This window comes from Chitinophaga sp. HK235 (assembly GCF_018255755.1).
Lineage (GTDB): Bacteria > Bacteroidota > Bacteroidia > Chitinophagales > Chitinophagaceae > Chitinophaga.
Genome location: NZ_CP073766.1, coordinates 3,316,611 through 3,342,788 on the forward strand (window position 1 = coordinate 3,316,611; position 26,178 = coordinate 3,342,788).

At 46.7% G+C, this 26,178-nt stretch carries 21 protein-coding genes; 17 read left to right on the forward strand and 4 right to left on the reverse strand.

The window, feature by feature from the left end:
* Positions 1 to 26 precede the first annotated feature (26 nt).
* Positions 27 to 3,122 (reverse strand): TonB-dependent receptor domain-containing protein, encoded by a 3,096-nt coding sequence (locus tag KD145_RS11555; protein WP_374223516.1) that lies wholly within the window; start codon positions 3,120 to 3,122, stop codon positions 27 to 29.
* Here KD145_RS11555 and KD145_RS32575 point away from each other — a divergent pair.
* Positions 3,024 to 3,236 (forward strand): hypothetical protein, encoded by a 213-nt coding sequence (locus tag KD145_RS32575; protein WP_374223518.1) that lies wholly within the window; start codon positions 3,024 to 3,026, stop codon positions 3,234 to 3,236. The genes KD145_RS11555 and KD145_RS32575 overlap by 99 nt on opposite strands.
* A gap of 359 nt (positions 3,237 to 3,595) precedes the next feature.
* Here the strand turns inward: KD145_RS32575 and KD145_RS11560 are convergent, their stop codons facing one another.
* Both KD145_RS11560 and KD145_RS11565 read right to left on the reverse strand, forming a co-directional pair.
* Positions 3,596 to 4,561, reverse strand: coding sequence for a FecR family protein (locus KD145_RS11560; protein WP_212006034.1), 966 nt, complete (start codon positions 4,559 to 4,561; stop codon positions 3,596 to 3,598).
* Positions 4,562 to 4,677: 116 nt separating this feature from the next.
* Positions 4,678 to 5,244: an RNA polymerase sigma factor gene (locus KD145_RS11565; RefSeq protein WP_212006035.1), complete on the reverse strand. Its 567-nt coding sequence runs from the start codon at positions 5,242 to 5,244 to the stop codon at positions 4,678 to 4,680.
* 221 nt (positions 5,245 to 5,465) lie between these two features.
* On the opposite strand from KD145_RS11565, the gene KD145_RS11570 reads away from it, so the two are divergent.
* From KD145_RS11570 to KD145_RS11610, 9 genes are all read left to right on the forward strand, one after another.
* Positions 5,466 to 6,650 carry a glycosyltransferase family 87 protein gene (locus KD145_RS11570; RefSeq protein ID WP_212006036.1) on the forward strand — a complete coding sequence of 395 codons (1,185 nt, stop codon included), beginning with the start codon at positions 5,466 to 5,468 and terminating at the stop codon, positions 6,648 to 6,650.
* Positions 6,651 to 6,732: 82 nt separating this feature from the next.
* Positions 6,733 to 7,791, forward strand: coding sequence for a sensor histidine kinase (locus KD145_RS11575; protein ID WP_212006037.1), 1,059 nt, complete (start codon positions 6,733 to 6,735; stop codon positions 7,789 to 7,791).
* The gene (locus KD145_RS11580) at positions 7,788 to 8,507 is read left to right on the forward strand and encodes a LytTR family DNA-binding domain-containing protein (protein WP_212006038.1); all 720 of its coding nucleotides are present in this window, start codon (positions 7,788 to 7,790) and stop codon (positions 8,505 to 8,507) included. The genes KD145_RS11575 and KD145_RS11580 overlap by 4 nt, the downstream gene beginning before the upstream one ends.
* A 25-nt stretch (positions 8,508 to 8,532) precedes the next feature.
* Entirely contained in the window at positions 8,533 to 10,773 is a 2,241-nt protein-coding gene (locus KD145_RS11585; RefSeq protein ID WP_212006039.1) for a CocE/NonD family hydrolase, read from the forward strand.
* A 148-nt stretch (positions 10,774 to 10,921) separates the two neighbouring features.
* The gene (locus tag KD145_RS11590; protein ID WP_212006040.1) at positions 10,922 to 11,731 is read left to right on the forward strand and encodes a hypothetical protein; all 810 of its coding nucleotides are present in this window, start codon (positions 10,922 to 10,924) and stop codon (positions 11,729 to 11,731) included.
* Positions 11,732 to 11,820: 89 nt separating this feature from the next.
* Positions 11,821 to 12,075, forward strand: coding sequence for a hypothetical protein (locus KD145_RS11595; RefSeq protein WP_212006041.1), 255 nt, complete (start codon positions 11,821 to 11,823; stop codon positions 12,073 to 12,075).
* Positions 12,038 to 12,487: a hypothetical protein gene (locus KD145_RS11600; RefSeq protein ID WP_212006042.1), complete on the forward strand. Its 450-nt coding sequence runs from the start codon at positions 12,038 to 12,040 to the stop codon at positions 12,485 to 12,487. Before KD145_RS11595 ends, KD145_RS11600 begins: the two co-directional genes overlap by 38 nt.
* A 263-nt stretch (positions 12,488 to 12,750) precedes the next feature.
* A complete protein-coding gene (locus tag KD145_RS11605; RefSeq protein ID WP_212006043.1) occupies positions 12,751 to 13,083 on the forward strand; it encodes a hypothetical protein in 333 nt (110 codons plus the stop codon).
* A gap of 107 nt (positions 13,084 to 13,190) precedes the next feature.
* A complete protein-coding gene (locus KD145_RS11610; RefSeq protein ID WP_212006044.1) occupies positions 13,191 to 13,430 on the forward strand; it encodes a hypothetical protein in 240 nt (79 codons plus the stop codon).
* A gap of 76 nt (positions 13,431 to 13,506) precedes the next feature.
* Here the strand turns inward: KD145_RS11610 and KD145_RS11615 are convergent, their stop codons facing one another.
* Complete coding sequence (locus KD145_RS11615) at positions 13,507 to 15,273, reverse strand: hypothetical protein (RefSeq protein WP_212006045.1); 1,767 nt, start codon at positions 15,271 to 15,273, stop codon at positions 13,507 to 13,509.
* Between the two features lie 377 nt (positions 15,274 to 15,650).
* Between KD145_RS11615 and KD145_RS11620 the strand changes: the two genes are divergently transcribed.
* From KD145_RS11620 to KD145_RS11650, 7 genes are all read left to right on the forward strand, one after another.
* Positions 15,651 to 16,244: an RNA polymerase sigma factor gene (locus tag KD145_RS11620; RefSeq protein ID WP_212006046.1), complete on the forward strand. Its 594-nt coding sequence runs from the start codon at positions 15,651 to 15,653 to the stop codon at positions 16,242 to 16,244.
* An 80-nt stretch (positions 16,245 to 16,324) separates the two neighbouring features.
* Positions 16,325 to 17,464 (forward strand): FecR family protein, encoded by a 1,140-nt coding sequence (locus tag KD145_RS11625; protein ID WP_212006047.1) that lies wholly within the window; start codon positions 16,325 to 16,327, stop codon positions 17,462 to 17,464.
* 175 nt (positions 17,465 to 17,639) lie between these two features.
* Positions 17,640 to 21,116, forward strand: a complete 3,477-nt coding sequence (locus tag KD145_RS11630) for a TonB-dependent receptor (protein ID WP_212006048.1) — start codon at positions 17,640 to 17,642, stop codon at positions 21,114 to 21,116.
* A gap of 17 nt (positions 21,117 to 21,133) precedes the next feature.
* Entirely contained in the window at positions 21,134 to 23,059 is a 1,926-nt protein-coding gene (locus tag KD145_RS11635; protein ID WP_212006049.1) for a RagB/SusD family nutrient uptake outer membrane protein, read from the forward strand.
* A gap of 51 nt (positions 23,060 to 23,110) precedes the next feature.
* The gene (locus KD145_RS11640) at positions 23,111 to 24,316 is read left to right on the forward strand and encodes a DUF5000 domain-containing lipoprotein (protein WP_212006050.1); all 1,206 of its coding nucleotides are present in this window, start codon (positions 23,111 to 23,113) and stop codon (positions 24,314 to 24,316) included.
* A gap of 20 nt (positions 24,317 to 24,336) precedes the next feature.
* Entirely contained in the window at positions 24,337 to 25,014 is a 678-nt protein-coding gene (locus KD145_RS11645; protein ID WP_212006051.1) for a DUF4998 domain-containing protein, read from the forward strand.
* Between the two features lie 21 nt (positions 25,015 to 25,035).
* Positions 25,036 to 26,145 carry a DUF4855 domain-containing protein gene (locus KD145_RS11650; RefSeq protein ID WP_212006052.1) on the forward strand — a complete coding sequence of 370 codons (1,110 nt, stop codon included), beginning with the start codon at positions 25,036 to 25,038 and terminating at the stop codon, positions 26,143 to 26,145.
* Positions 26,146 to 26,178: the final 33 nt, after the last annotated feature.

The window sequence follows — 26,178 nt, forward strand, 5'->3', positions numbered from 1 at the left end:
TTCAGATTAGCGTGTTCGTTTAATTTTTATAAGGTATAGCTCAGTCCCAGCATGATCTCTGTACCGCGTTTATAACTTCTGCGGATATACTCTTTTCCGTAGTACTTACCACCTGTGTTGGGGTTGGCGTAAACTTCCTGCAGGGGCCTGTCCAGTATGTTTTTAGCATAACCTTTAAACTGCAGGCGTTTAACGATGCGCTGGCTCAGCACGATGTCCAGCACGGGATTAGGGCGGGTGTACAGATCGGGCGTACCATCGAGGTTTACCTGTATCAACCGCTCTCCTACCATGTTGAAGGTGGTGGTGATATCTGTTCCGATTTTGCTGTTGAAATAGTTCAGGAAAACATTCACGGAATAAGGAGCCTGTTCAAACAGCGGACTGTTGGCGGGTGCGCGACGGTCCAGTGCCTGAGAGGCCTGCATCCTTTCCGCACTTTTTTTGATCTCACTTTGTGCCAGCAGGAGGTTAGCGCCCAGGCTGAAGTGATTCAGCGCAGGCACCAGTGTGCCCAGGTTTTTCACGGCTTCCAGCTCTATACCATATACCCGTCCTTTGTTGGGATCATTCTGAAACTCGATAGCCGGAAACTCAGGGAAACGTGCATCCAGTCCGGTAGAATGTTGTTTGTATATTTTCGTCAGCTGGTTATCGATCTCTTTGTAAAACACAGAAGCAGACAACACTTCACCAGCAGAAGGGAACCATTCCCAGCGGAAATCGTAGTTGGTGGTGAGCTGATTTTTCAACTTGGGGTTACCTACTACCAGCGCAAACTGGAAGGGATCAAAATCAAAAACGTTCGTCAGTTCCCGCAGCTCCGGACGTGCCAGTGAGTTGCTGTAACCCAGGCGGAAATTCATCTTTTTATTCAGTGTATAGGTCAGGTTAGCAGAGTAGTAGGGCTTGTAGTCTGTTTTGTAGATGGAATTAGGCTCGGTATATACCAGGTTCACTTTGTTGCCATCTTTATCTGGTGTGGTGATGGTAGGGTCCAGGAAAACGCCGGAGGTATCTACGGCAGCCTGTATGTCGGTCAGCTCAAAACGCACGCCACCAGTGAGGCGCAGGTTATCGGTCAGATGCAGGTCGAGCATACCATAGAAAGCGCGGGTTTCATAAAACCCTTTATAGTTGTTGGGTGATTTCTGGATATTGTATAAGAAGCCGCCGGTAACAGGCTGTCCTTCGTTGTTATAACCGGAAGGCGGACGGATACCGATGCGGTCAAATCCTACGAGGCGGTCCAGGTTACCATTTACTTCATACAGCGGCAAAGCCTTGTTGGCAGAGTAGTTGGAGCCAGGCAGAAATAATACGTTTTCTGTAAAATCCCTTTTACGATGGAGATAGTTGACACCTGTTTTAAACTCCTGACGCAGGCCTGCTACCTTGAAAGGTATCATCAGGTCGGCTTTGTAGTTGTAGTTAGTTTCATGCAGTTTACGAAAGCGGCGGCCGTTGGGATCGGCCTGGATGATGCCGTAGGGACCATAGCCGTTCACATAACCGGATACCAGGGAGTACAAATCTGTTGAATAAACAAATTCCGGAGGGCTGCCCGGTTGCTGCGTCGGGCGTGGATAAGCGCCGCCACCAACGGGTTTGTAAGCCGCCAGGTTCACAAAACGATAATCCGGATCATCCTGACTGGAGGAAGAAGTAGCGAGATTGTAACTCAGGCGCGGACTGTATTCACCTTTAAGCAGCTTGTGTTCACCCTGGAGGTTGAAGGTATTGAGGGTGCGGTAACTTTGTTTGAGTGAATAGATAATGTTGGACACTGTTCCGGGCAAACCGGTATAATCATAGGCGCCGTAAAGGTTGCTGGCTCTGGTTTCTGCGCCACGGCTGCCCAGGTATTGCATACTGATTTCATGCTGCGGATTAAAACGATAGGCCAGGCCTCCGAGGAAGCCGTAGTTCAGTGTTTGTATACCGGTATTTTCCTTATAGGTAAGGTATTTGCCCAGATGGATATTGTTAGGTGTGATGTAGTTGGGGATGATACGGGGACTGTACACCTCGTTGCTGCCGGTGAGTACACCCTGGTAGATACTCCACTGTGTCAGATCGCCACCATAAGTATCTGTAACGCGGCTGTAATAGTTGGCGCCGGCGATGATGCCCACCTGGTGTTTCTTAAACACTTTAAAATTATTACCGTAAGTCAGTGCATACAGTTGATTGAGTGGTGCTGATTTGTATTTGGAGGTCAGCACAGGATCAAACTGGTGCATGATATTGTTGATACGGCTGGCTTCTGCGAGTATGGCCGGATCGTTGCGGCTGTTGGAAATTTTATCCTGTATTTCTCTCAGGCCGTTGGGATATTGTTTGGACAAGGCCAGGAACTCATTGGTGAGTCCTTTGTTTTTTATTTTTTCTCCGAGAAAACCGCTCTCACTGTTATAGAAGCTGTTTACTTTTCCACCGAGGCCAACCTGTGTGTTGAAGCCGCTTTGTATGGTGAGGCTGAATGTTTCCCTGTCGGGGATGGATTTTGTTTTCAGTTCCACGATACCGGCGGAAGCGTCTGCGGGCTTGTCGGGGGTGTTGCTTTTATAAACGGTGATGTTGTCGAGCAGGCTGGATGGTACGAGGTCCAGCGGGATGGCGCTGCGGTCGGGGTCTGAGGAGGCCAGGCGCACGCCGTTGAGCTGTCCGATTACGCTGCGGTCACCTAGGCCGCGGATGGCTACATATTTATCATCGGTGATCGTTACACCGGATACCCGCTGTAATGCCTGTGTGGTGGTAATACTGGCTGTACGCTCGATATTCTGTGCGGAGATACCATCGGAGATGATGGCCGAATTTTTACGGTCGTTGAGCAAAGATGCTTCGGTATTGGTTCTGCGCCTTGCTTCCACGGTTACGCCACCCAGCGTTTTACTATCGGATTGTATGTGAATATCGAGTGCTGAGCTGGCACCTACTTTCACCATTTTGGTAGCATACCCTACAAAGTATACCACCAGCACGTCTACAGTATCTTTTACTTCCACCGTAAACCGGCCATGGGCGTCAGCGATGAGATGGTTGCCGCTGCTCTGCACCAGGATTTCAGCACCGGCTATTGGTGCGTTTTTCTTTGCATCTCTGACCACACCGCTCACAGATCTCCATTTGCGCGGTGTTTCCTGTTTGATCACCTGGGCTTTGCGGATGACCACCTTCTTACTGTCGGCTATTTCAAATTCGAGGCCGGTGCCTTGCAACAGGGAGGTTAATACCTCATGGATGGTTTTGTTATCAAAGCGTGTGTTGTATTTTTTGATGGTGGCATTTACTTCGGCAGGGTTGTAAAAGAAGGTGACGCCGCCCCGTTGCTGTACTATTTCCAGGCAGCGGGCCAGTCCTTCATTGTTGAAACTGATACTGATCTTTTTGTTCAACGTGCCATCCTGTGCCATTGCTGTTGCTGCCATGCTTAGCAGTAACGTCAGGCAACAGGCCCATCTCCACACTTTCCGTTTTAATCCTGGTAAAAATTTTTCCTTCATTCGTTTTTGATTGTTTTTTTGAAAAAAGATCCCCTTACCACTACCCGGGTAGTGGTTTAAACAGGCAATGGTGTTTCGATTCTGTGTTAGTTGCTGATGTTTATTGTTCCGTCTTTGTTTTTATGAATGGTTAACCTATAAGATAATGCGATCACTTTCAGCATATCCGGCAAAGGATCGCCGGGTTCAAAGGCGCCGGTAAACTTCATCTCATTTATAACTGTATCCCTGACATTTATTTTTACATGAAACATATTTTCGATTTCCCGGAGGACTTCAGACAGGGCCACATTATTAAACACCAGCTGTTTGTTGGTCCAGCCGATATCCACCTCCTGGTGTTTATTGATATTAACCACCCCGCCGGCTTCGTCGTAGAACAGTTCCTGGTTGGCAGTCAGCTGTGTAACCGGAAATCCTTTTACATCGGCCGACACCGCTACCCTTCCGGTTTTCACGCTTACCCTGGCAGCCTGTATATGGCTGCTGTCTGTCATCACAAAAGAGGTACCCAGTACCTTCACCTGTAGATGCGGCGCCGTGATTGTAAAGGCAGCCGAAGGGTTACGGACTACATCAAAAAATGCTTCTCCATTCAGATGCACCTGTCTTTTTTTACCCCGGAATTTTTTAGGATAACTGATTTCACTGTTGGCATTGAGTACTACTCTGGAGCTATCGGGCAGTATTACCTGTTTCACCTGGAAAGCATGAGCGGTGACGGTTTCCACGGGTATCGGATCTACCAGGTCGAGTATATCAAACTGGTAGCGGTATCCCAGGGAAGCGCCTCCCAGCAGCACTATACAGGCGGCCGCAATATTCCGGGCCCTGGAAAAACGTATAACCCTGCCCGTTGGCACATCCTGTATTTCGAGGCGCAGCCTTTCCAGTACCTGTTGCCGGTGGGTTTCGCTTTGCCCTGTAACAGGCTGTTGCCGGGCTTCCTCCAGGGCCTCTTCATACCACGCTTCCATCAGCGCAGCTTCTTTACCCGAAGCATTACCTGTCAGATACCTGTTGATGATTCTTTTTAGTTGTGCTACATTCATAATGACCGGTGTATGGCAGACAGATAAAATGCCTGCGGGTAAAAAAACTGACTGTTCTCTACCTATATGTTCCTGGGAAAAGGGGCTTTGTCCCGTCCGGTCAGGTTAAGGAATTATTAACAAACCATCTCGGCCATAATGATGGCCACCGCAATATGATGACGAAGGGTTTTGAGTGCGATATGCAGCTGATTACGGACTGTTTTTTCCGATACGCCCATCCGCAGGGCTATTTCAGCGATAGAGAGCTGTTGGCGACGGCTCATCAGAAACATTTCCCGGGTTCTGGGCGGCAGTGTTTCCAGCTGAGTGGATATCTCATTAAAAAGGTCTGATTCGTGCAGTTTGTCCCATATACTGTTTAATACGGGCAGAAACTGCTCTTCTACCCTGTCCAGGTGTTCGGGGCTTTTCAGTATCTCCTGAAGTCTTTTAAACGATTGAAACCTGACAGCCTGTAACAGATAACGCTGCAGGGAGCCGGAGATCTCCAGCTGTTCGCGTCTGCCCCACAGGGAGATATATACCAGCTGTACCACATCTTTCGCGTCATCATCTGATTTCAGTATTCTGCCGGCCAGGGAATATAATAGATGCCAGTGCTTATTGAAACATGTTTCAAAAGCTTTCTGATCGCCGGCCTTGATCTGGTGGAGCAACTCGATATCTTCACTGTTTTGCATAGCAACAGGTTTGACACTGCCCTGCAAAGTAAAGCAATCCATTCCCTGGGTTATTTTAATTTAATGTTATCAATTATTTTTATCAGGTGATACTGTTACTCTCTGCCTTTTAAATAACACTAAACAACCATATGTCTTTTTTTCTTCTTTTCAATGGAGGGAATGCGAAAATCCTGCGTTTATCATGTAGCGATAGACATTGTAGCCGTAAATTTTTTATTGTGCCAAAACATCATCAACCTGCACCTGTAATAACACTCACTGCCAGCAATCGGGTACCATCCTGGTATCAGCATCCGATGATCGTGACAGTACTGTATTTTCTGGGAACACTGATATTATATATACAATCACTGCTTACGGGCAAATACAATAATTTTATCATCTTCCGCAGCTCATGGGATCATCTGCTGCATCATATGCCGCTGTATAAGCTGTACCCCGAAACTTATTTTGACTACTTTTTATACCACCCTACTTTCCCTATCCTGTTTGCACCACTGGCCATTTTACCGGCCACTGTGGGTTTGTTTATCTGGCTGATGGGCAGCTCCGGTCTTTTTCTGTACGCCCTGCGTCAGTTGCCGGTAGCTGCCAACAGGCGGTATATCATCAGCTGGCTGCTGATACTGGAGCTGTTAAACGCTATCCAGTCTTCACAAACCAATCCGATCATGACTGCGCTGATGCTGCTGACCGTGATCAATCTGGAACGAAAGAAACCTTTACTGGCAGCGCTTTTCACCTGTCTCTGTTTTTTCATCAAAGGTTATGGCGCCATCACAGGATTGCTGTTTCTCTTTTATGACAACAAAAGTACTTACATGAAATACTGTCTGCTGTTTGGCATTAGCGGCACCTTACTCCCGCTGCTGATATTGTCTCCGGCTGAACTGATACAAACGTATAAAGACTGGTTTCATATGATCACCAGCCCTGTTATACTGGAAGATGCTTCTGTACGGGGCATGATACATGCGCTGATGCATATCCCTCTGCAGCCTGCTATCGGGATAGATAAAGTGATGCATGTGGTAGCATTTACAGGACTGGGCACCGCGCTCTTTTTCGCGTGGAAAAACAAAGCTCCTTTTTACAAATGGATCATAGCAGCTTACCTGATGTTGTGGGTGGTATTGTTCAACCAGAGCACAGAATCTCCTACCTATATTATGGCGGTAACCGGTGCTGTTGCCGGCTTGATGCTGTTGCCGGAAAGGCCACTGTCCGTTATCCTGTTAGGGATACTGGTGGTAGTCACCTCTCTGTGCCCTACCGACCTGGTACCTTCCTTCATCAACAAAATAGCCGTCAGTTATCAGCTGAAAGCATTGCCCTGTTTGCTGATACTGTTTTACTTCCAGTATTATTTGTGTTTTACTAAACAAACAGCAGCGGAGGAATAACGCCTGTCCCCCGTTTTCTGCGCTCCTGTACTTTACTTTTTTATTTCCGGCGGAACGATTTACTTTGTTCCGGATACATGGTATGAAAAAGCAGGTACGCATATCTCCTTACTGGCTGTGCCAGCTCAGCGGCTGGACAGTAGCCGCCCTTCACTGGGAAGTGGAAGGTTTTTTGCGAAGTCCGTATTTCAGCTACCGGCTGGCTATCCTCAACTTTGTGGCGGATATTGTAATCAATATCCTACTAACACATGCCTACCGCCGGTTTGCGTTGCAACACCGCTGGCCTGCGTTACCGCCCCGGGCATTGATACTGCGTATCATACCAGCTGTATTATTACTGGCGGTCTGTTTTACCTTCACGGTATCGCTGCGGTTTTATATCGAGCAGTACTATCCATCATTTGAGCTGTCTTATTGGACTTATCTGAAAGACATAGGCCGGCAGCCTTTTATGACCGGCATCCGGACCATGGCCGTTTGGGTACTGGCCTGGCATATGTACCACTATGCACAGCGGGAGATCCGTACCGCACAGGAGAATGCCCGGCTACAGCTCCTTACCAGGGAAATACAACTCAGCAATCTCTCTGCCCAACTCAATCCTCATTTCTTTTTTAACTCACTCAACAATATCAAGTCGCTGATACTGGAAGATCCGGTATTGGCCAGAAGGGCCATAGATCTGCTTTCCGAGCTGTTGCGCCATGCATTGTACAAACAGTCCGACAAACTGATACCCCTACACGAAGAACTGCAGGTAGTCAGCGATTATCTGGAGCTGGAGAAACTACGTTTCGAAGACCGGCTGGAAGCAGACATCCGGATGAACGCGCCATTGTCAGATGTATTAGTTCCTCCACTCAGCATACAAACCATGGTAGAAAATGCCATCAAACATGGCATCAACAAAAGTATGGACGGTGGCAGCATTATCATCACCATAGAAAAAAATGTAACAGCTGTCCGTATCACGGTACAAAATCCGGGACGCCTGGAGCAGTCTGCCACCTCCAGCGGACTGGGCATCCGTAATCTGCAGGAACGGCTACAGCTGCAGTTTCACGGTCAGGCTTCCTTTCATATCACAGCATTGCCTGATGAAAAAGTTTTAACCGTCTTAACTATTCCGGTTATATGAAAAAGATACGAGTAGTGATTGTGGATGATGAACGTGCAGCGCGGGAAGAGATCAAACGGGCATTACAGCCGTATACAGACTATACGGTGGCGGGAGAAGCTAAAAATGTAAGTGCCGCTCTGGAGCTGATCAGGGAAACGCAGCCGGACCTGCTTTTCCTGGATGTCCAGATGCCTGGTGCTTCCGGCTTCGATCTGCTGGCCAGTCTGTCCGAAGTACCGGACGTGATCTTTACCACCGCTTATGATGCTTATGCAGTAAAAGCATTCGATAACAACGCACTCGACTATCTGCTTAAACCTTTCCGCAGCGAGAGGTTCGCACAGGCCATGGACAAACACTGCAACAAATGTATGGAACGCGCTGCCCTGGCCGGAAACAACCTGTCCGATAAACAACTTTTCATCAAAGAAGGTGATCAGTGTTTTTTCCTGAAGCAGGGAGAAATATATCTGATAGAATCTGTGGACAACTACGCCCGTATACATTTTCAGGGGAAACAGGTGCTGATAAAAACCTCCCTTAACCAGCTGGAATCCAGACTGGACCCCGCTTCTTTTTTCAGGATCAACAGAAGTCAGATTATCCATGCCCGTTATATCACCCGTATTGTAACTATTGATGGTGGCCGATTACAGCTGACTATTCATGATAGCATACAGGTAGAAGTGTCCAGCCGGCAGTCTGTTAAATTCAAGCAATGGAATAATATTTAACGGTCTCTTTCAATTATTTTTTAAGATGATTTTACTAAGAAATTTTTTCTTACTGGCATTGTCATGCCTCTACCTGCACACAGCGGCACAGCAGTTTCCGCTGCCGCAGGCCACCATCAGCAGCGATAGCGCCTTACAGGTATCTATACCTTTGCTGGCAAACAAAATACTGCCCCGGTTAAAGCCTGATGAAGACACGTGGACTTATCTCAGTCAGCTGCTGATGGTACAACTCACCGCTAAAAAATATGCAGCCGCTTTACAAACTATCCAACAATACAGACAGGCTTTTGCACAAAACGATCCGGAGATAGCCGGTATAAAATTTATTCAATACGAAACATATGCCAGGGCCATGTTGAGCAAAGCACCCTTTGAACCCGCTTTCCGGCGGGCTTTCATGGTTTCACTGAAACGACTACACGAAAGAAACCGCTTTGACATTGACAACTGGTATAGTCCGGATGTTGCTTTTCTCACTGCAGATTTCAGGCGGCAATTACAGCAACAGCAGGGAAAAGACAGTATCAGCCTGCAGGATGCCCTATCGTTGTGTAAACGGTATATTGCGTGGCAGGTGCTTCCTCCGATTGCCACCCTGGCCAAACCCTTGCTGGCAGCAGAAAACAAGGATCGTTATCTTATCAACGACAGCGTTCTGGTGAAAACCCGCGATGGCGCTATGGTTTCAGCCATCGTTGTACGGCCCAAAGGACAACAGCATCCTTTACCTGTCATCTTTTTCTTTACTATTTACACAGAAGTCAAAAACCTTTGTATCGCCAAAGAAGCGGCCGATAAAGGTTTTGTAGGCGTGGTAGCTAATACAAGAGGTAAGCGGCTGAGCACGGATACACCTGTACCTTATGAATACGACGGCAACGATGCCTGGGATGTGTTGGACTGGATCAGTCATCAATCGTGGTGCAATGGCAAGATAGGTATGTATGGTGGTAGTTATGTGGGGTTCACACAATGGGCTGCTGTCAAACACGGCGTACATCCCGCATTAAAGACCATCGTGCCCTCTGCAGCCGTAGTGCCGGGTTTTGATGTGCCGAAGGAAAACAATGTATACCTGAGTTTCGTATATCCGTGGATTCCTTATGTCACCAACAATAAATTCCTCGACAACGTTACCTACTACGATCAGCAGCGCTGGCGCGGGATGCAGTTCCGCTGGTACAACAGTGGCGCAGCCTATCAGATACTCGACAGTACAGATGGGCAGCCCAATCCTGTATTCCAGCGCTGGTTAGCACATCCGGCTTATGATCAGTACTGGCAAAACATGACCGCTTACCGGGAAGATTTTTCCCGCATCCATATTCCGGTACTGAGTACCACCGGTTATTTTGATGGTGCGCAGATCGGCGCCATGTACTATCTCCGCGAACACTACCGGAATAACCCTACTGCTGATCATTATCTTGTCATCGGTCCCTTCGATCATTTAGGTTGCCAGCATGTGCCAGCACCTTATCTGAATGGCTATAAAACAGATGCAGTGGCCCATCTCAGCATTCATCAACTTATCTACCAATGGTTTGATTATATTTTAAAAGATGGTAAAAAACCTGCTTTATTGCAGGATAAAATCAACTATCAGGTAATGGGCACCAATCAATGGAAACATGTGCCTTCTCTTGAAAAGATGAACAATGATACGCTGACGTTTTATCTTGATCAGCAGCGACTATCTCTTCAACAACCTGTCAGCACAGGCTTTGTGACCAGGCAGGTGGATCTTTCCGACAGAGAGGGCGGATTTACCAGCAACTATATCCTTTCGAGGCTGATTGCCTCCGATATCAATACTAGCAACAGCAGTGTGTTTGTCAGTGAGCCATTTACACAATCTGTTAATATCAACGGCTCTTTCCTTGGTAAGTTGCAGGCGGTTGTCAATAAAAAGGATGTGGACATCGGTATCGACCTCTATGAGCAGTTGCCCGACGGGCGGTACTTCCAGCTGTCCTATTACCTGGGCCGTGCCAGTTATGCTGCGGATCCTGAAAAGCGGCAGCTGCTGGTACCCGGGGCAGTCAGTACAATTTCGTTTAGTAATACCCGTATGATCAGCAAAAAAATCAGCAAGGGCAGTCGGCTGGTGGTGGTGATCAACATCAACAAAAATCCTTTTGAAGAAATCAATTATGGCAGTGGTAAAAAGGTAAGTGAAGAAACTATTGCAGATGCCGGAGAGCCGCTACGTATCCAATGGCGCAACGATAGTTACATCCGGATACCGGTATGGAGGGACTAGAATATTTCACTTGATAAGAATCTATGCATATATAACAATATTGATTACAAATACCTGAACATAATAAAAAATCATATACATTAGCCAGACAGACATGATCATTAACCAATCTTCTGTTACCATTTAAAACTAAATACATATACAACCTATGAAAAAAACGTTACTCACACTGGCCGGTATGGCGCTGTTATTCACTGCATGTTCAAAAAAAGACGATACTGCTCAATCCGAAGACAATTATTTGAAAGGTTTGTTAAAAGGTGCATACAGCATCACTGACACTGTCCGCTTTGAGTACAACAGTGATAAAACGGTTTCAAGAGCTCGTTTTGGCTGGATTGACGGAACTGATGTTGGAGGAGGTATTGCCACCTTCAAATATGCCAACAACAAAATGACGGAAGCATGGCTCAGCGCTTACAGCGAATCACTGGTGTTTGGCCCCAATACACTGGAAACACAGTTCATTTATGCGGGTGATAAATTGCAGAAGATTGTGAGACCTCAGGGAACCGGTCTTCCACGTATTGATTCCATTGGATATGGCGCCAATGGCAAAGCGGAAAAAGTATTCTATTACGAGGCCGATCCTGCTGATAGAACTAAACAGAAAAATATCCAGATTGACGTCCTGGAATGGACCGGTAATAATATTTCTAAAATCACCTCTACCTGGAATGGACCAACAGGACCGGTGACAGCTATAGACACTTATATTTTAGATGACAAACCAAACTATCAGGGTGATGTATTAATGACGGTATTAGAAGATGGTTTTGAGCCTGAAGCGTTCAATGCCAACAACGTAACAAAAGTTACCAGAACACAGGACGGTTTAGACAGAATTAACACCTTTGATTTTGAATACAACAGTCAAAATAAAGCCATCAAACAAACCGCTACCTATAAATTTAAACAATCCGGTACCGAAGTAAAGACCTTCGAATACTACAAATAATAAAATCCATTTCCGGCGGATGATCAGAAGATCATCCGCCGTTGTCATTTATAACCTGCAACTGTATCTATCATATCCATATCCCGTCTATGAAAAAATATTTACTGGCTTTAACAGCAACAACATTGCTTTTTACCGCCTGCTCCAAAAAAGACGGCACTACCCCTGAAGATAAAAACGATCCACTGTCAGGCTTGCTGGCAGGCATTTACAGCCCGGCCGACACTTCCCGGCTGCAATACAACGATGACAAGACACTGGCAAAAATCACCTATACGTGGAACCGTACACTTTCCAGCGGATCAGGTGTGGAGACAGGTGGATTCTATCCGTTACCGTGCTGACGGTAAAGCCGAAAAAGTATTCCGTATCCGCGACTACAATACAGTCAACACCAGAATAGCCAACACCTACTCCCTGGAATGGACCGGCAACAATATCACCCGTGTAGTGGAGGAATACGGAGATAAAACAGATCCACTCTATACTGTCTACGTTTATAACTACACCTTCGACGACAAACCGCATATCTATGCAGATTTTCAGGCCATGCTGCTGGATGGCGGTTTTAATGCTGAATACTTCTGCGCCAACAACATTACCAAAGCAGAGCAAGTTAACGGGAACGGCAGTACGGACGTCAATACCTTCATCTATGAATACAACAGTAAGAACAAGGTGAATAAAATGAAGTCCTACTATTCCTTTGATCAGCCACTGGGAGAGAAGTTGACTACTTTTGAATATCGTAAATAACAGATCATCTCAAAGGACTGCCCCAAAGTAAAACAAAGACTTTGGGGCATTTTTTTTTGGATAATTTACAATGGCAGCGGCCGCCGGCACTACGATTGTCGTCACCTTTTTTTATGTAAAAAACTGTTATTTTTAAAATCGTCGGTTATCATCGGACCGGCATTTATCAGTACTATCCTGAAGTCTCAGATCAGGATGATATTCTTTCACATACAACGGTCCTTACCGTATTATTATTTGTTTCACCTCAAAACCTCTATTTTATGGGAATTATTGTTTTTTATGAAGGCAACAATGCTACACAAAACATCGTTCAAACAGTAGAAGATGAACCAGGACAAAACTTCAGACCTGTAAAAAATGATGAAATCAGGTCTGCCAAATTATTCTCAGTTCGGCCAGGCTGCAATGTCGTGATGTACGATTCTCCGGATGGGTCCATGAATGATGACTTCTGTAACATCATGGTAAAAAGATCAGCGCCGGAGTATACAGTGGGTACCTTTGAAAGATCTTATGAAGATGAGTTTGTAATTGTGCAGTACATTCGTAATAATGGTCTGGACGGCAAGGTTTCCAGGATCAAAATTAACTGAGTGTTGAGATAAAACAATCATAAAAAATAAAAAGGCTGGCCCATCTGTAAATACTTACAGATGGGCCAACTTGTTTTACAGGTTACTGATTCCCAAGAAAATAAACAATGCGGCATACACTCACCGCCATTGTAGTAACTTTCAGTATATGCTTTCCCGTAGTGAGTCCGTCTCCCAGTATCAGGTACCATGGCAGGTACAGACTTCTGCTCCATGCCTATGCAGATTTTCAGGCCATGTTACTGGATGGCGGTTTTGATGCAGAAAGCTTCTGCACCAACAGCGTTACCAAAGCAGAGAAGGATAACGGGAACGACACTACGGACATTAACATCCTTCGTCTATGAATGCAACAGTAAAAACTCGTTATATTTTCTGAATGTTCCTCAGACCCAGGTTATCAACCAAATATAAACAGAAGCTTTATCCGAATATCTCTGTAGCACTTATTTCTTCCAACAGATCTTCTAATTTAAACTTACAATTTTCTAAACTATTGTATCTTATTTCCTGCAGAATAAAATAGTCTTCAATGGATAAATACCCATTCATGTTGATATCCACAGGCGTATTATCCAAATAGGAAATAAGGCCATTCAGAATAAATGTTAAATAGTATTTCAAATTACCGGTAATAGATTCAATATTAAGATGAATTGCTGCATCATGAACTATTTCGTTTCTTATTCTATAGCAGCGCGTCAAGTGCCGTTCAAGATTAGTCCGGTGTTTTGATATCACTCTACCCAGCGTACTTTTATTTATAAGAAAGTTCTTGTATTTCGCTGCCCTATAAGCCAACAAAGGGTAAGTTGTAGAATAATGTTGAAGTATGTGATCAAATGTTGCCTCATTTTTTAAAAACTGAAGGTCAGGATTAAATTCAGGTACCTCTCCATCTAGTTTTAGTCGCTGAATGTCCAAACAAAACTCTGTCAGATTTCTCTTAATATAAGCGATTGAGTGAGCATGAATAAAATAATCCTTGAGCCTGGTAATGGTATTGTCGCTAATATCATAATTGGAAAAAATATACTCCAATCCTATCCAATAATTTATAAACTTCTGTTCCAGCTCATCCGCATCTCTTCCCAATCGCAAATGCCGAAAAGCAGAAATAATTTTTTGAATTGATTCTCGTTGGATTAACCTATTGCTATACAATTTTGTAATTTTTCCCTGCAAAAGATCATATAGCTCTTGCTTATTTTTATAGTGTCCGTCCGGAATATAGCTTATAGGATGAATATTAGTTAACTCTCTTCTATTTGAACCAATCACCAGACACTTCTTATAAAAATCAAATGGATTATCAGGGAAACCCAAGTGTAATAAATCCATTGTGGTAAACAACTCTTTTTTGGCCTTCTCAATAACTGATAAATAGTCCCAGCCAGTTAGGAAAATCCTCAAATAATAGGAAAAATCACCTGTTCTTGTGAAAAAATCGGCTGATTTCTTATTTATTTTTATATATATTTCTTTCTCACTATCTGAAAGTTCATATTGAGATTTCAAGGCTATGTTTCTGGTTCTACCTCCTAATTTATTTAACCTGAAAACGACTATAAAATCCTCTTGTTCTCGTTCTCCCAACTCCCTTAAATTAGTATAAGCATCTATGAACGTTTTAGCTGTACTGTCATTGAATAACCATGTGATTTTTGCATACAGAAAACCCTTTGAAAAACCATGGTTTACCAGCTCTGTACCTAAATAATCTACCAGTGCATTTAGTTTTTCAAGTTCATTAAGATTAAAGACAGGCAAGGTATTAATCCTGATAACTTCTACTTCTATTAGTTTAAAAAGATGGCTTAGATAATTTTTATTGGCATCTAAAACCAGATTGGTTGCATGATATAAATGCAGATAGTTTTTCTCGGAACTGCTGCCCAAAAGTTTATGAAAATAGGCCTTATCTATTTTCTTGTGAAATAGTGTTTCGTCATTCTCTACTAACTCCAGCGCTTCCAATATTACTGGTTTTACCGTCCTATCAAAATTCTTAATCTTCTTAGTATGCCAATCTCTCAAAACATATTTCACTTCTTCCAGCACCCATTTGGGATTATTCAATCTGACTCTATGAGAGTCAATTGTCTTATTAAAAATTAACTCAATAAGTTTCTCTACCAGAAATTTTTCAGTTGCTGTATATGTCTGGTTAACTTTATAATTTGCGATCATCGATATATATTCTTACCTTCGTACAGAATAATCTTCTTTTAAGATAAAGCAAAGGGAAGTTTAGCAAATTGGACAGAGGTTATTTATTCCCGCAAGTTGTATCGCTTCCCTATCATATTAGCCCGGTTCATCCGGGCTTTTTTATTGCTTCTATTTATAGCTTGTCAAATTATAGTATACTACGTCCCGAAATGTTAATAAATCCTAAGTAAGTACTAATTAACATTCTCAGCAGAAACTCGCCTGGATACGTTTAAAGCCCCTGCTGCTAAAGGCCATGACAATATGGATAATTTTTTAGCAGCCAACAATGATTATTAATCTCTTTTATCTATCTTAAAGCTGCCAACAGCAACGTGTAATTTCATGGACCTGATATGAATAATCTTCCGGATGATGCGGATATAATGACGGGCCTGTACAGAGGAGACAGGGAGTCTTTTGTGCGGCTGTACGAACAGCATGCGGGCGAACTATACCGCTATATCTATCTTTTTATCCGGTCGAGGGAAGATGCGGAAGACATCCTGCAGAATGTGTTCACCCGTATCTGGATGAAAAGGGAGACGCTGGGTGAGATCCGGTCGCTGCGCAGCTTTCTGTTCCGCGTTACCCGCAACCAGGTGCTGAATTATTTCAGGAGTGCCAAGGTAAAAATGCGGGTGCAGCAATTGATGGCCTCCGGTGACACACCTGAAAATGCCGATGCCGGCGAGTTATTACAATACAAACAATATTACGAGCTGGCCAGTGATGCTATCAACAAACTACCCAGGCGCCGGCAGGAAGTGTTCCGGCTGAGTTATGAAAACGGCCTCAATACCCACGAAATTGCCAGTCAGCTCCATATTTCCTCTTCTGCGGTGAAACAGCACCTGTATGCCGCCTCCGATTTTATACGTGACTATCTGCAAAAACACGGAGATATCTCCGCTGCCCTCCTGATTTTTCTGACCCTCTTCGACAATTAAAAAATTTTTTTTCTAATTGACCTGTCTTATTTTGGAGTATGCGTGTCTTTATATAAGCAGTGCAACCAAAATGTCGCTTTATGAACAATGAAGAAGCAGCCCTGTTTGTGAAAAGATATGCAGCCGGAACCGCCACCCCGGAAGAACATGCAGCCTTTGAACAGTGGATCCATGAACAACCGCTGCAGGAAGTACAAGTCCTGCTGGACGAATACACGGCGCTGATGGAACAACATCCCGTATGGCTGCCTGCCAACAAAGCCTTGCTGGACCGTATGCTCCGGGAACTGGACCGGCCACCGGCCAGGGTAGTACCGCTGTCTTCCTGGAAAAAACGGCTGTACATCGCAGCAGGCATCGCCCTGCTGATTGCAGGCGCCGGTTATGCCAGCTGGCATGTGGCCCAACAACAGCGCCAGCCCGCCACAGCGGCGATTATTCATGCAGGCGGCAACAAAGCTATCCTGCAACTGGCCGACGGCACAACGCTGGAGCTGGACAGCACCACACAAGCCAGGCCCAGCCACGTTTTGAATATAACAGCCGGTTTACTGCAATACAACCCACAGCCGTACCAGGGAGCCACCGTATACAATACCCTCTCCACACCCCGGGGCGGACAATACCAGCTGCTTCTGCAGGACGGCTCACGGGTATGGCTCAACGCAGCGTCTTCCATCCGTTTCCCTGTAGCGTTTAACGGTAACGACCGTACGGTGGAAATTACAGGAGAAGCTTATTTTGAAGTAGCACCGGATGCACGCAAACCCTTTATTGTAAAAGCCGGCACGACACAGATCAATGTGCTGGGAACCCATTTTAACGTCAGCGCCTATCCGGAAGAAGATAATATCCGTACCACCCTGACAGCAGGAAAAGTAGTGGTGTCCAATGGCAGCACCACACAGCAGCTTACACCTGGTCAGCAGTCAGTATGCACTCATGGTAGCCATACGATCAGTATACGCATGGTAGATCTTGACCAGGAAACCGCCTGGAAAGACGGCCGCTTTATCTTCAACGGTAATATCCGCGACATCATGCATCAACTGGAACGCTGGTACGATGTCAGTGTGGAATATGAAGGTAATATCAGCGACCAGGCATTTATAGGAGATATTTCACGAAACGAAAACCTGAGCGAAGTATTGAAAATACTGGAGTTCACAGGAAAAATACACTTCAGGACAATAAACAGAAAGATTATCGTAACACCGTAAAACCAATTATCACGTCAACCAAAATTAGCAACATGTAATTCCAAACCACGGATAGAGCCGGAGAAAAACCCAGACGCGGTTGCAACGCGTCCGGGGAAAGTATTGCCTGGCCGGATCCTTTTTCATCAGTGGACTGATTGAATTTTTATCACATTAAACCAAGCACACCAAATTTATGCTTTTTAAACAAAAGGTCAAACGTGGTATGCAGGCCTGTGGCCTGCCTGCCAAAATTCTGCTGTTTATGAAACTGACGCTCATTTTGATGATCGCAGCCACCCTGCAGGTTACCGCCGGCGCTTTCGGCCAGAAGGTAACCCTCCACAGGAAGGACGCCTCATTACTGGAAGTGCTTAAATCCATCCGCAAACAAACAGGATGCAGCTTTATCGGCGACCGCCAGATGCTGCAGCGCACCCAGGGCATTGATATCGCCATTGCCAACGCCACCACCGAAGAAGCGATGAACGCCTGCATGAAAGGCCTTCCCCTCTCCTGGTCGGTGGTAGGTAACACCATCATCATCCGGGAAAAAGATACGCCCACGCCCCTACGTAGTTCCGCTACCGACTCCTCCATCGTTATCAGAGGTAAGGTAACCGACAGCAGCGGCCTCGGTCTCCCCGGTGTATCCGTTACCCTACGCTCAGATCCCAGGAAAGGCGTGCAAACCGATGCCGGCGGCAACTACACTTTTCGTATGCCCGTTAAAGATATATTGGTATTTACCTATATCGGCTTCGATAAAAAGGAAATACCCGTCACCCGCAGCGGCATCGTCAATGCGGTATTGCAACCGGTAGACAGCAAACTCAACGAAGTGGCCGTGGTAGCCTACGGTACCCAGAAAAAAACCAGCATGGTAGGTTCTGTCACCACCATCAATCCCAAAGAGCTGAAAGGCCCTACCAGCAACCTCACCACCATGCTCTCCGGACGGCTGGCCGGCGTTATCTCCTACCAGCGCAGCGGAGAACCCGGCAGAGACAATGCCGAATTTTTCATCCGCGGCATCACCTCTTTCGGTAGTGGTAAAGTAGATCCGCTGATACTGATAGATGGTATGGAAATGGGGCCCAGCGATCTCGCACGCATACAGCCAGACGATATCGCCGGTTTCTCCATCCTCAAAGATGCGACCGCTTCTTCGTTATACGGAGCCAGAGGCGCCAATGGCGTCATCCTGGTCACCACCAAATCAGGACAACAGGGCAAAACACGCTTCAACGTACGCGTCGAAAACTCTACCTCCTCCAATACCCGCAACTTCAAACTGGCCGACAACGTCACCTACATGAAACTCGCCAATGAAGCTGTTATCACACGAGAGCCACTCACCAGCAGACCATACCTGCAAAGCAAAATAGCCCATACCGACGATGGCGACGATCCCTACTTATATCCCAACAACAACTGGATCGATAATCTGGTAAAGGACAATACCAACAACCAGCGCTATAATCTCAACCTGAACGGCGGCGTAGACCGCGCCCAATACTATATCGGCGCCACCTACAACATCGACAACGGCGTTCTCCGCACCATCGCCGACAACAACTTCAACAGCAACGTAAAAAGCCGCAACTACGAAATACGTTCCAATATCAACATCAAACTGACACCTACCACCGATGCCATCGTACGCACTTCTGGCAGGTTCTCCGATTACAACGGCCCTATCAGAGGTGGCGGCGAAATTTTCCGGCAGGCTATGAGCGCCAATCCAGTGCGCTTTCCTGCGTACTTCCCTGCCAGCTTCGCCCCCGATGAAAAACATCCGCTGTTCGGTAATATGAAAGCAGAAGATGGTACCTTCTACACCAACCCCTTCGCCAACGCAGTATCCGGCTTCCAGCAGGAAACCACCTCCACACTCATCGCACAGCTGGAACTGAAACAAAACTTCAACTTCCTGACTAAAGGTCTCTCCGCCAGACTCATGACCTATACCAAACGGTATTCCTTTTTTAACATGAGCCGTAAATACAATCCCTTCTACTACAGCGTCAGCATAGACCCCGAAGAAGGACTCAGAGGTCTCAATCTGCTGAATGAAACCGATGGTACCGAATACCTCAGCTTCAGCCAGGGTGATAAACAAATCACCACTTTTACTTATCTCGAAGCAGCAGTGAACTATGATAAAGTAATCCGTGAACGGCATGCCATCAGCGGTATGCTGATCACTATCCTCAACAATCAGCTGACCGCGAATGCCGGTTCACTCATTGCTTCCCTGCCACGCCGTAACCAGGGCATATCCGGACGCTTTACCTATGCGTACGATGACCGTTACCTGATGGAATTTAATTTCGGTTACAACGGTTCCGAACGATTCGATAAAAACCATCGCTTCGGTTTCTTTCCTTCCATTGGATTCGGCTGGAATGTGAGCAACGAAAAATTCTTCTCCGGCTTGTTGCCTGTCATTACCCGCCTCAAACTCAGAGGTACCTACGGCCTCGTGGGCAACGACCAGATCGGCAATACCTTTGACCGCTTTTTCTACCTCTCTGATGTAAACCTGAATACAGGTTATGCCTATTCTTTTGGAGAAAACTTCACAGAATCCAAACCCGGTGTAGTAATCAACCGTTACGAAAACAGAGACATCACCTGGGAGAAAGCGTATAAAACCAACCTGGGCTTTGAACTGGAGCTTTTTAAAAACCTTCGTCTGGAAGCCGACTTCTTTCAGGAACGCAGGTCCAACATCCTCATGTCACGCTCCTATATTCCCAGCACCATGGGTCTCAACGTTACACCACAGGCCAATGTGGGCATAGCGATGGGCCGCGGTGTGGATATGTCACTCGACTACAAAAGAAATTTTGGCAAAAATGCCTGGGCACAGATACGCGGCACTTTCACCTACGCCACCAGCAAAATACTCGTCAATGAAGAACCCAAATACCCCGAACAAAACAAGTATCTCTCCAGAGTGGGTTATCCTATCAGACAGATGTGGGGCCTCGTAGCAGAGCGTTATTTTGTGGACGAACATGAAGTGATGAACTCTCCCCGCCAGAACTATGGCGGATATATGGCCGGCGATATCAAATACAAAGACATCAATGGTGACGGGCAGATCACCAATCTCGACCTGCTGCCCATTGGATACCCTACCACCCCTGAAATCAACTACGGCTTTGGCTTCACCTTCGGTTACCGCGCTTTCGATATCAGCGCATTTTTCCAGGGGTCCGGCCGTTCATCCATTTTTATCAGTCCGGGTGATATTGCTCCTTTTATTACCGGACATTATGTATATCCTGATGGCGGCGTCTCTCCAACCGTAGACCAGCACGGTCTTCTGCAGGTAGTCGCTGATAACCACTGGTCAGAAAACAACCGCGATCTGTATGCCTTCTGGCCACGGCTCAGTGTTGACCAGCGTAACAACAATCTGCAGACCTCTACCTGGTGGATGCGCAACGGTGCCTTCCTCCGGCTGAAGACTGTAGAACTCGGATATACCCTGCCACAGCGTGGTCTTAAACGTTATGGCCTCAGCCAGCTGCGGGTATATCTCAATGGCTTCAACCTCCTGATGTTCAGCCAATTCAAGCTCTGGGACGTGGAAATGGGAGGTAACGGTCTCGGCTACCCTGTTCAGCGGGTATTCAACGCAGGCATCAACCTGGGATTCTAACTTTTAACACTTGTCACATGAAAAAAATTCTTCTACACAGCGTATATACGATAACGTTAGCATCCGGCTTGCTGCTCTCTGCCTGTAAAAAACCGTTTCTGGATATAGTGCCCGACAACGTGGTCACACTGGCCAATGCCTTCTCCAATAAAACAGAAGCAGAAAAATATCTCTACACCTGTTACTCTTACCTGCCCGATGCCGGCCCTGTGTCCAACATTCTTTTTTTTGGGGCAGATGATATGTGGACCTATCGCGCCAACAACTACTCCTATCAATCGCCCTGGAAAATAGCGCTGGGAGAACAGAATATCGTGAACCCCTATGTGGATTTCTGGAACGGTGCCTATCATGGTAAAGGATATTTCAGAGCTATCCGCGACTGTAACATCTTCCTGGAAAATATGATGGAAGGGGAATCCTATAAACATATCGCCTATCTCAGTCCGGATATGCAGAAACGATGGATTGCCGAAGTGAAGTTTCTCAAAGCCTATTATCACTTCTACCTGTTACGCATGTACGGACCTATTCCCATCACGGATAAAAGCCTGCCTGTTTCCGCTACACCCGACCAGGTAAAAGTAAAACGTGACCCGGTAGACAAAGTGGTAGGCTACATCGCGGGACTGCTGGACGAAGCCATCGCTGTATTGCCTGCCGAAGTACCCAATCGCGGTACGGAACTGGGCAGGATCACCAAACCGGCTGCACAGATGCTGAAAGCCAGACTGCTGACAATGGCCGCCAGTCCATTGTTTAATGGCAACCCGGACTATGCTTCCTTTAAAGACAAAGACGGCCAGTTGCTGTTCAGCGCCAGCTACGACGCCTCCAAATGGGAGAAAGCAGCGGCAGCCTGTGAAGCAGCCATTCAAACCTGCGCCGGCGTTGGCATCCGCCTGTATGAGTTCAGTGATCCTTTCGCTAAACTATCTCCCGCCTCCATCATACAAATGAGTATACGCGGCAGCGTTACTGAACGCTGGAACACGGAGATCATCTGGGCCCTCTCCGGCCGTACCGACGCTACACTGCAGACCTATTCCATGGCAGACAGGATAGATCCCTCTTTCCCCAATCCCACCTATCTCAGCTCTTACATGGCCCCGACTCTGCGTATAGCTGAAACATTCTACAGCAGCAACGGCGTACCTATCAATGAAGATAAAACCTGGGACTATGGCCGCCGTTATGAGCTGCGTACCGCCACGTATGACGAACGTCTCAACATACAACAGGGATATACGACTGCACGCCTGCACTTCGACCGCGAAAACCGCTTCTATGCCAGCCTGGGTTTCGATGGTGGCCACTGGTTCATGCAAAGTAACGCTACCGACGAAAAAGCATGGACCATCAAAGCCAAATTCGGACAACCACAGGGAAAAGTATCAGACCAGTTTTATTCTGAAACAGGCTACTGGCCCAAGAAACTGGTGAACTGGAAATTTGTGCAGACCAACAGCAGCTATAATACCGAAGTATATCCCTGGCCGGAAATGCGTCTGGCAGACCTCTACCTGCTCTACGCTGAAGCACTTAATGAAACAGGTAAAGGTACCGAAGCCATCGTATGGATGGATAAAGTCCGTAAACGCGCCGGCCTCGATGGCGTGGTCAACTCATGGACCAACTATTCCATCAATCCCGGCAAATTCTCCAACAAAGAAGGGCTGCGCAGTATTATCCACCAGGAACGTATGATTGAAATGGCGTTTGAAGGCTCCCGCAACTGGGACCTGCGCCGCTGGAAAGAAGCCGTGATATATGAAAACAAACCAGTGCTGGGATGGGATGTCAATCAACGAGTGGCCAGCGAATACTACCGTCCCAGAACCCTTTTCCAGCAAACGTTTGTGGCCCCCCGCGACTACCTGTGGCCGCTCAAGGAATATGACCTGACCGTTAATACCAACCTCGTACAAAATCCCGGATGGTGATACCATTTATTTATTCATTTGTTTATTTATTCATTTAGATGCATGTAACTTATGAAACGATACATCCCTTTACTGCTGGCGGTTTTATGGCTTACCGCCTGTAAGGAAGAAATGATGAAGCCAGCCTATAATGATGCTACTGCACCAGACCAGGTAACGAAGATAACCGAAGAGCCCATCCCCGGCGGTTCCCGACTGACCTATGTGCTACCTTCCAGTACCAACCTGCTGTACATACTGGCGGAGGTGACCAACAAACAAGGCGTGGTCCGGCAGTTCAAAGCATCTTATTATACCAACACCCTCCAGATTGAAGGTCTCGGTGACACTTCTCCCTATGAAGTAAAACTTTATTCGGTGAACAAAAGCGAAGTACGTTCTGCTCCGGTAACAGTGACCATCCATCCCTTGCAGCCACCATTTGCTGATGTGTTCAAATCATTTGTGATGAATGCCGACTTCGGCGGTGTCAACCTCAAATTCAGCAATCCTACAGGCCTGGAGCTGGAGATAGGCTTCTGTGGCCCCGATTCCGTGCAGAAAGGTATCTCCCTGCTCGATACTTATTTCACCGCCACCAAAGACGGCAACCATACCTTCCGCGGGCTGCCTCCCAACAAGGCCAGGTTCGGGGTTTTCATCCGTGACAAATGGGGCAATACCTCCGATACCCTTTTCCAGGAACTGACACCCCTATACGAAAAGATGCTTGATAAATCCAAATTCAGGGAGATCAAACTGCCCGGCGACGGACCAGTATATACTACTGAATGGAATATCGCCTATCGCTTCCTCTGGGATGGAAAATACTCTTCTTCCTTCAGCAATCCCTATGACGGCAATGGCAACAACTGGCAGAACCTTTCCACCAACGGCCCTAGCGACGGCACTCCTATCCATATCACAATAGACCTGGGAGAAACCGCTCATATCAGCCGCTTCCGCATCAACCATTACTATCGTTTCACACATAAGGCTCTCCGTAAATATGAGCTCTGGGGCAGTAACAATCCGCCTGCCGATGGCAGCTGGGACAACTGGACCAAAATACTGTATTACGAACAGGAGAAACCTTCCGGGCTGCAAGGCGAACAATATAACGATGCAGATGCCGAAGTATGGCTGCGCGGCGATATGGCCAACTTCCCCGATGGGCTGCCTGCCTTCCGCTATATCCGGGTGAAATGCCTGGAGAACTGGATGGGCAACGGTAACATGTCTTTTTCCGAAATCACTTTCTGGGGAGATACCAAATAACAGTTTAAAAAAATTCCACTATGAAAAAAATACCCATCCCTGTTTATATACTGCTGAGTATCCTGTTGCTGGCCAGTTGCAGCAAAATGGATGATTACCTGCAACTCTCCGGCCGCCAGGAAATCGCCTACACCGGAAGAGTAGATTCGCTGAAAGTACTGCCCGGCGACGGCAGGCTTAAACTGACCTGGCTGCTGATATCTGATCCCAAAATCACAGGTGTCACCATTTATTACAACAGCCGGAAAGACTCTGTAGTACTGCCTGTCGAGAGAAGCGCCGGCATCGACTCTATGTCATATCTCTTCAGTAACATGCCGGAAGGTAGTTACAGCTTCGAAGTATATACCTGGAATAACAGCGGCTCACGTTCCGTGCCCGCCTACATCACCGGCCGCTCTTACGGGCCTATTTATAAAAGCAGTCTGCTCAACCGTGCCCTTACTACCGCCACACTCATAGATTCAGATGCACAGCTCAGCTGGGGCCTTGCAGAAGAAACCATCACCGGAATGGAAGTCAGCTATACCAGCAATACCGGGCAATCCGTCGTTGTGCAGGCGCCTCGCAGCGCCCTCAGCACCACACTTAAAAATTATCAGCCGGGCAGCTCTTTCTCCTACAGAACTTCCTTCCGACCCGATACGCTGTGTATCGATACTTTTTATGCAGATGCCGTTACCCGTCAACCACAATGATTCACTTAAAATTGATACCATATGAAAAAACTTTCATTGCTGTTTACCACGCTGGTGCTGATGACCAGCACCGTACTGTTAGGCACCTCCTGTCAGAAGGTGTATACAGAAACCTCCGTTGCCAAAAAAGATACGACCACCGCACAGCCACTGCCAGCCTGGTATATCTCTGATCTGGCGCTTATCTACCAGGGCGGCATCCAGCGCCTGCCCTGGACCAAAGACCAGCTGATCCCGTATATATATCGCAAAACAAATACGGGCGTCGACTGGCTCTTCGATGGTTTCCTGTTCATCGAATTTAAAGATGGAATGGGCCACGAATATGCCGAAGGCTACGAACCGCTGCCAGCCGGTAAAACAGAATGGCAATGGTTGCTGGACCGCAACTTTGAAAACGGGAAAGCCCTGCATGCACTGGATGATGTGCTCGATAGTCTGGCACAACTAAACATAACGCCTAAACGTAAACGGAAAGTAGTGCTCACGCTGCCCGAACCCATCCGGACACTGAGCAACTGGGGTGACCTCAACGGCAGAACGCTCAACTTCGCCAACACCGCCGACAGAGAGGCTGCCTGCGCCTGGTACATCGAAACAGCCCTGGCCAAATGGCAGGCCGCCAATTTCAAACATATTGAACTGATGGGCTTTTACTGGGTGGCAGAACAAAATACCGGCGCCGTGGAAATACTTCCCACCGTGGCCGCCAATATCCACAGTAAACAGCAGCGGTTTTACTGGATACCCTATTATGGCGCAGCAGGAGCTGCCAACTGGAAAAGCATGGGCTTTGATATCGCCTATCAGCAGCCCAATTATTTCTTTGATCTCTCCTCTCCCTACTCTATCCTCACCGGAGCTATCAATTTTGCGCAAAAAAATAAAATGGCGCTGGAAATGGAATTCGATGACCGCCTGATGAACCAGGCCGGATACCGTCAGAAATATACAGACTACATCAATGAATTTACCAAGGCAGGTGCCTGGAATAACCTGCCGGTAGCCTATTACGAAGGTGGTGGCGCCTGGCTCACCATGTCACTCAGCACCGACCCCGAAATAAAAGGTCTGGTGAAACGGCTGTCAGATATTATCGTTACCCGGCAAACGGCAGCGGACCAACGATAATGGTCTGTCTTTTCCCTCCTATAAATTCAACAC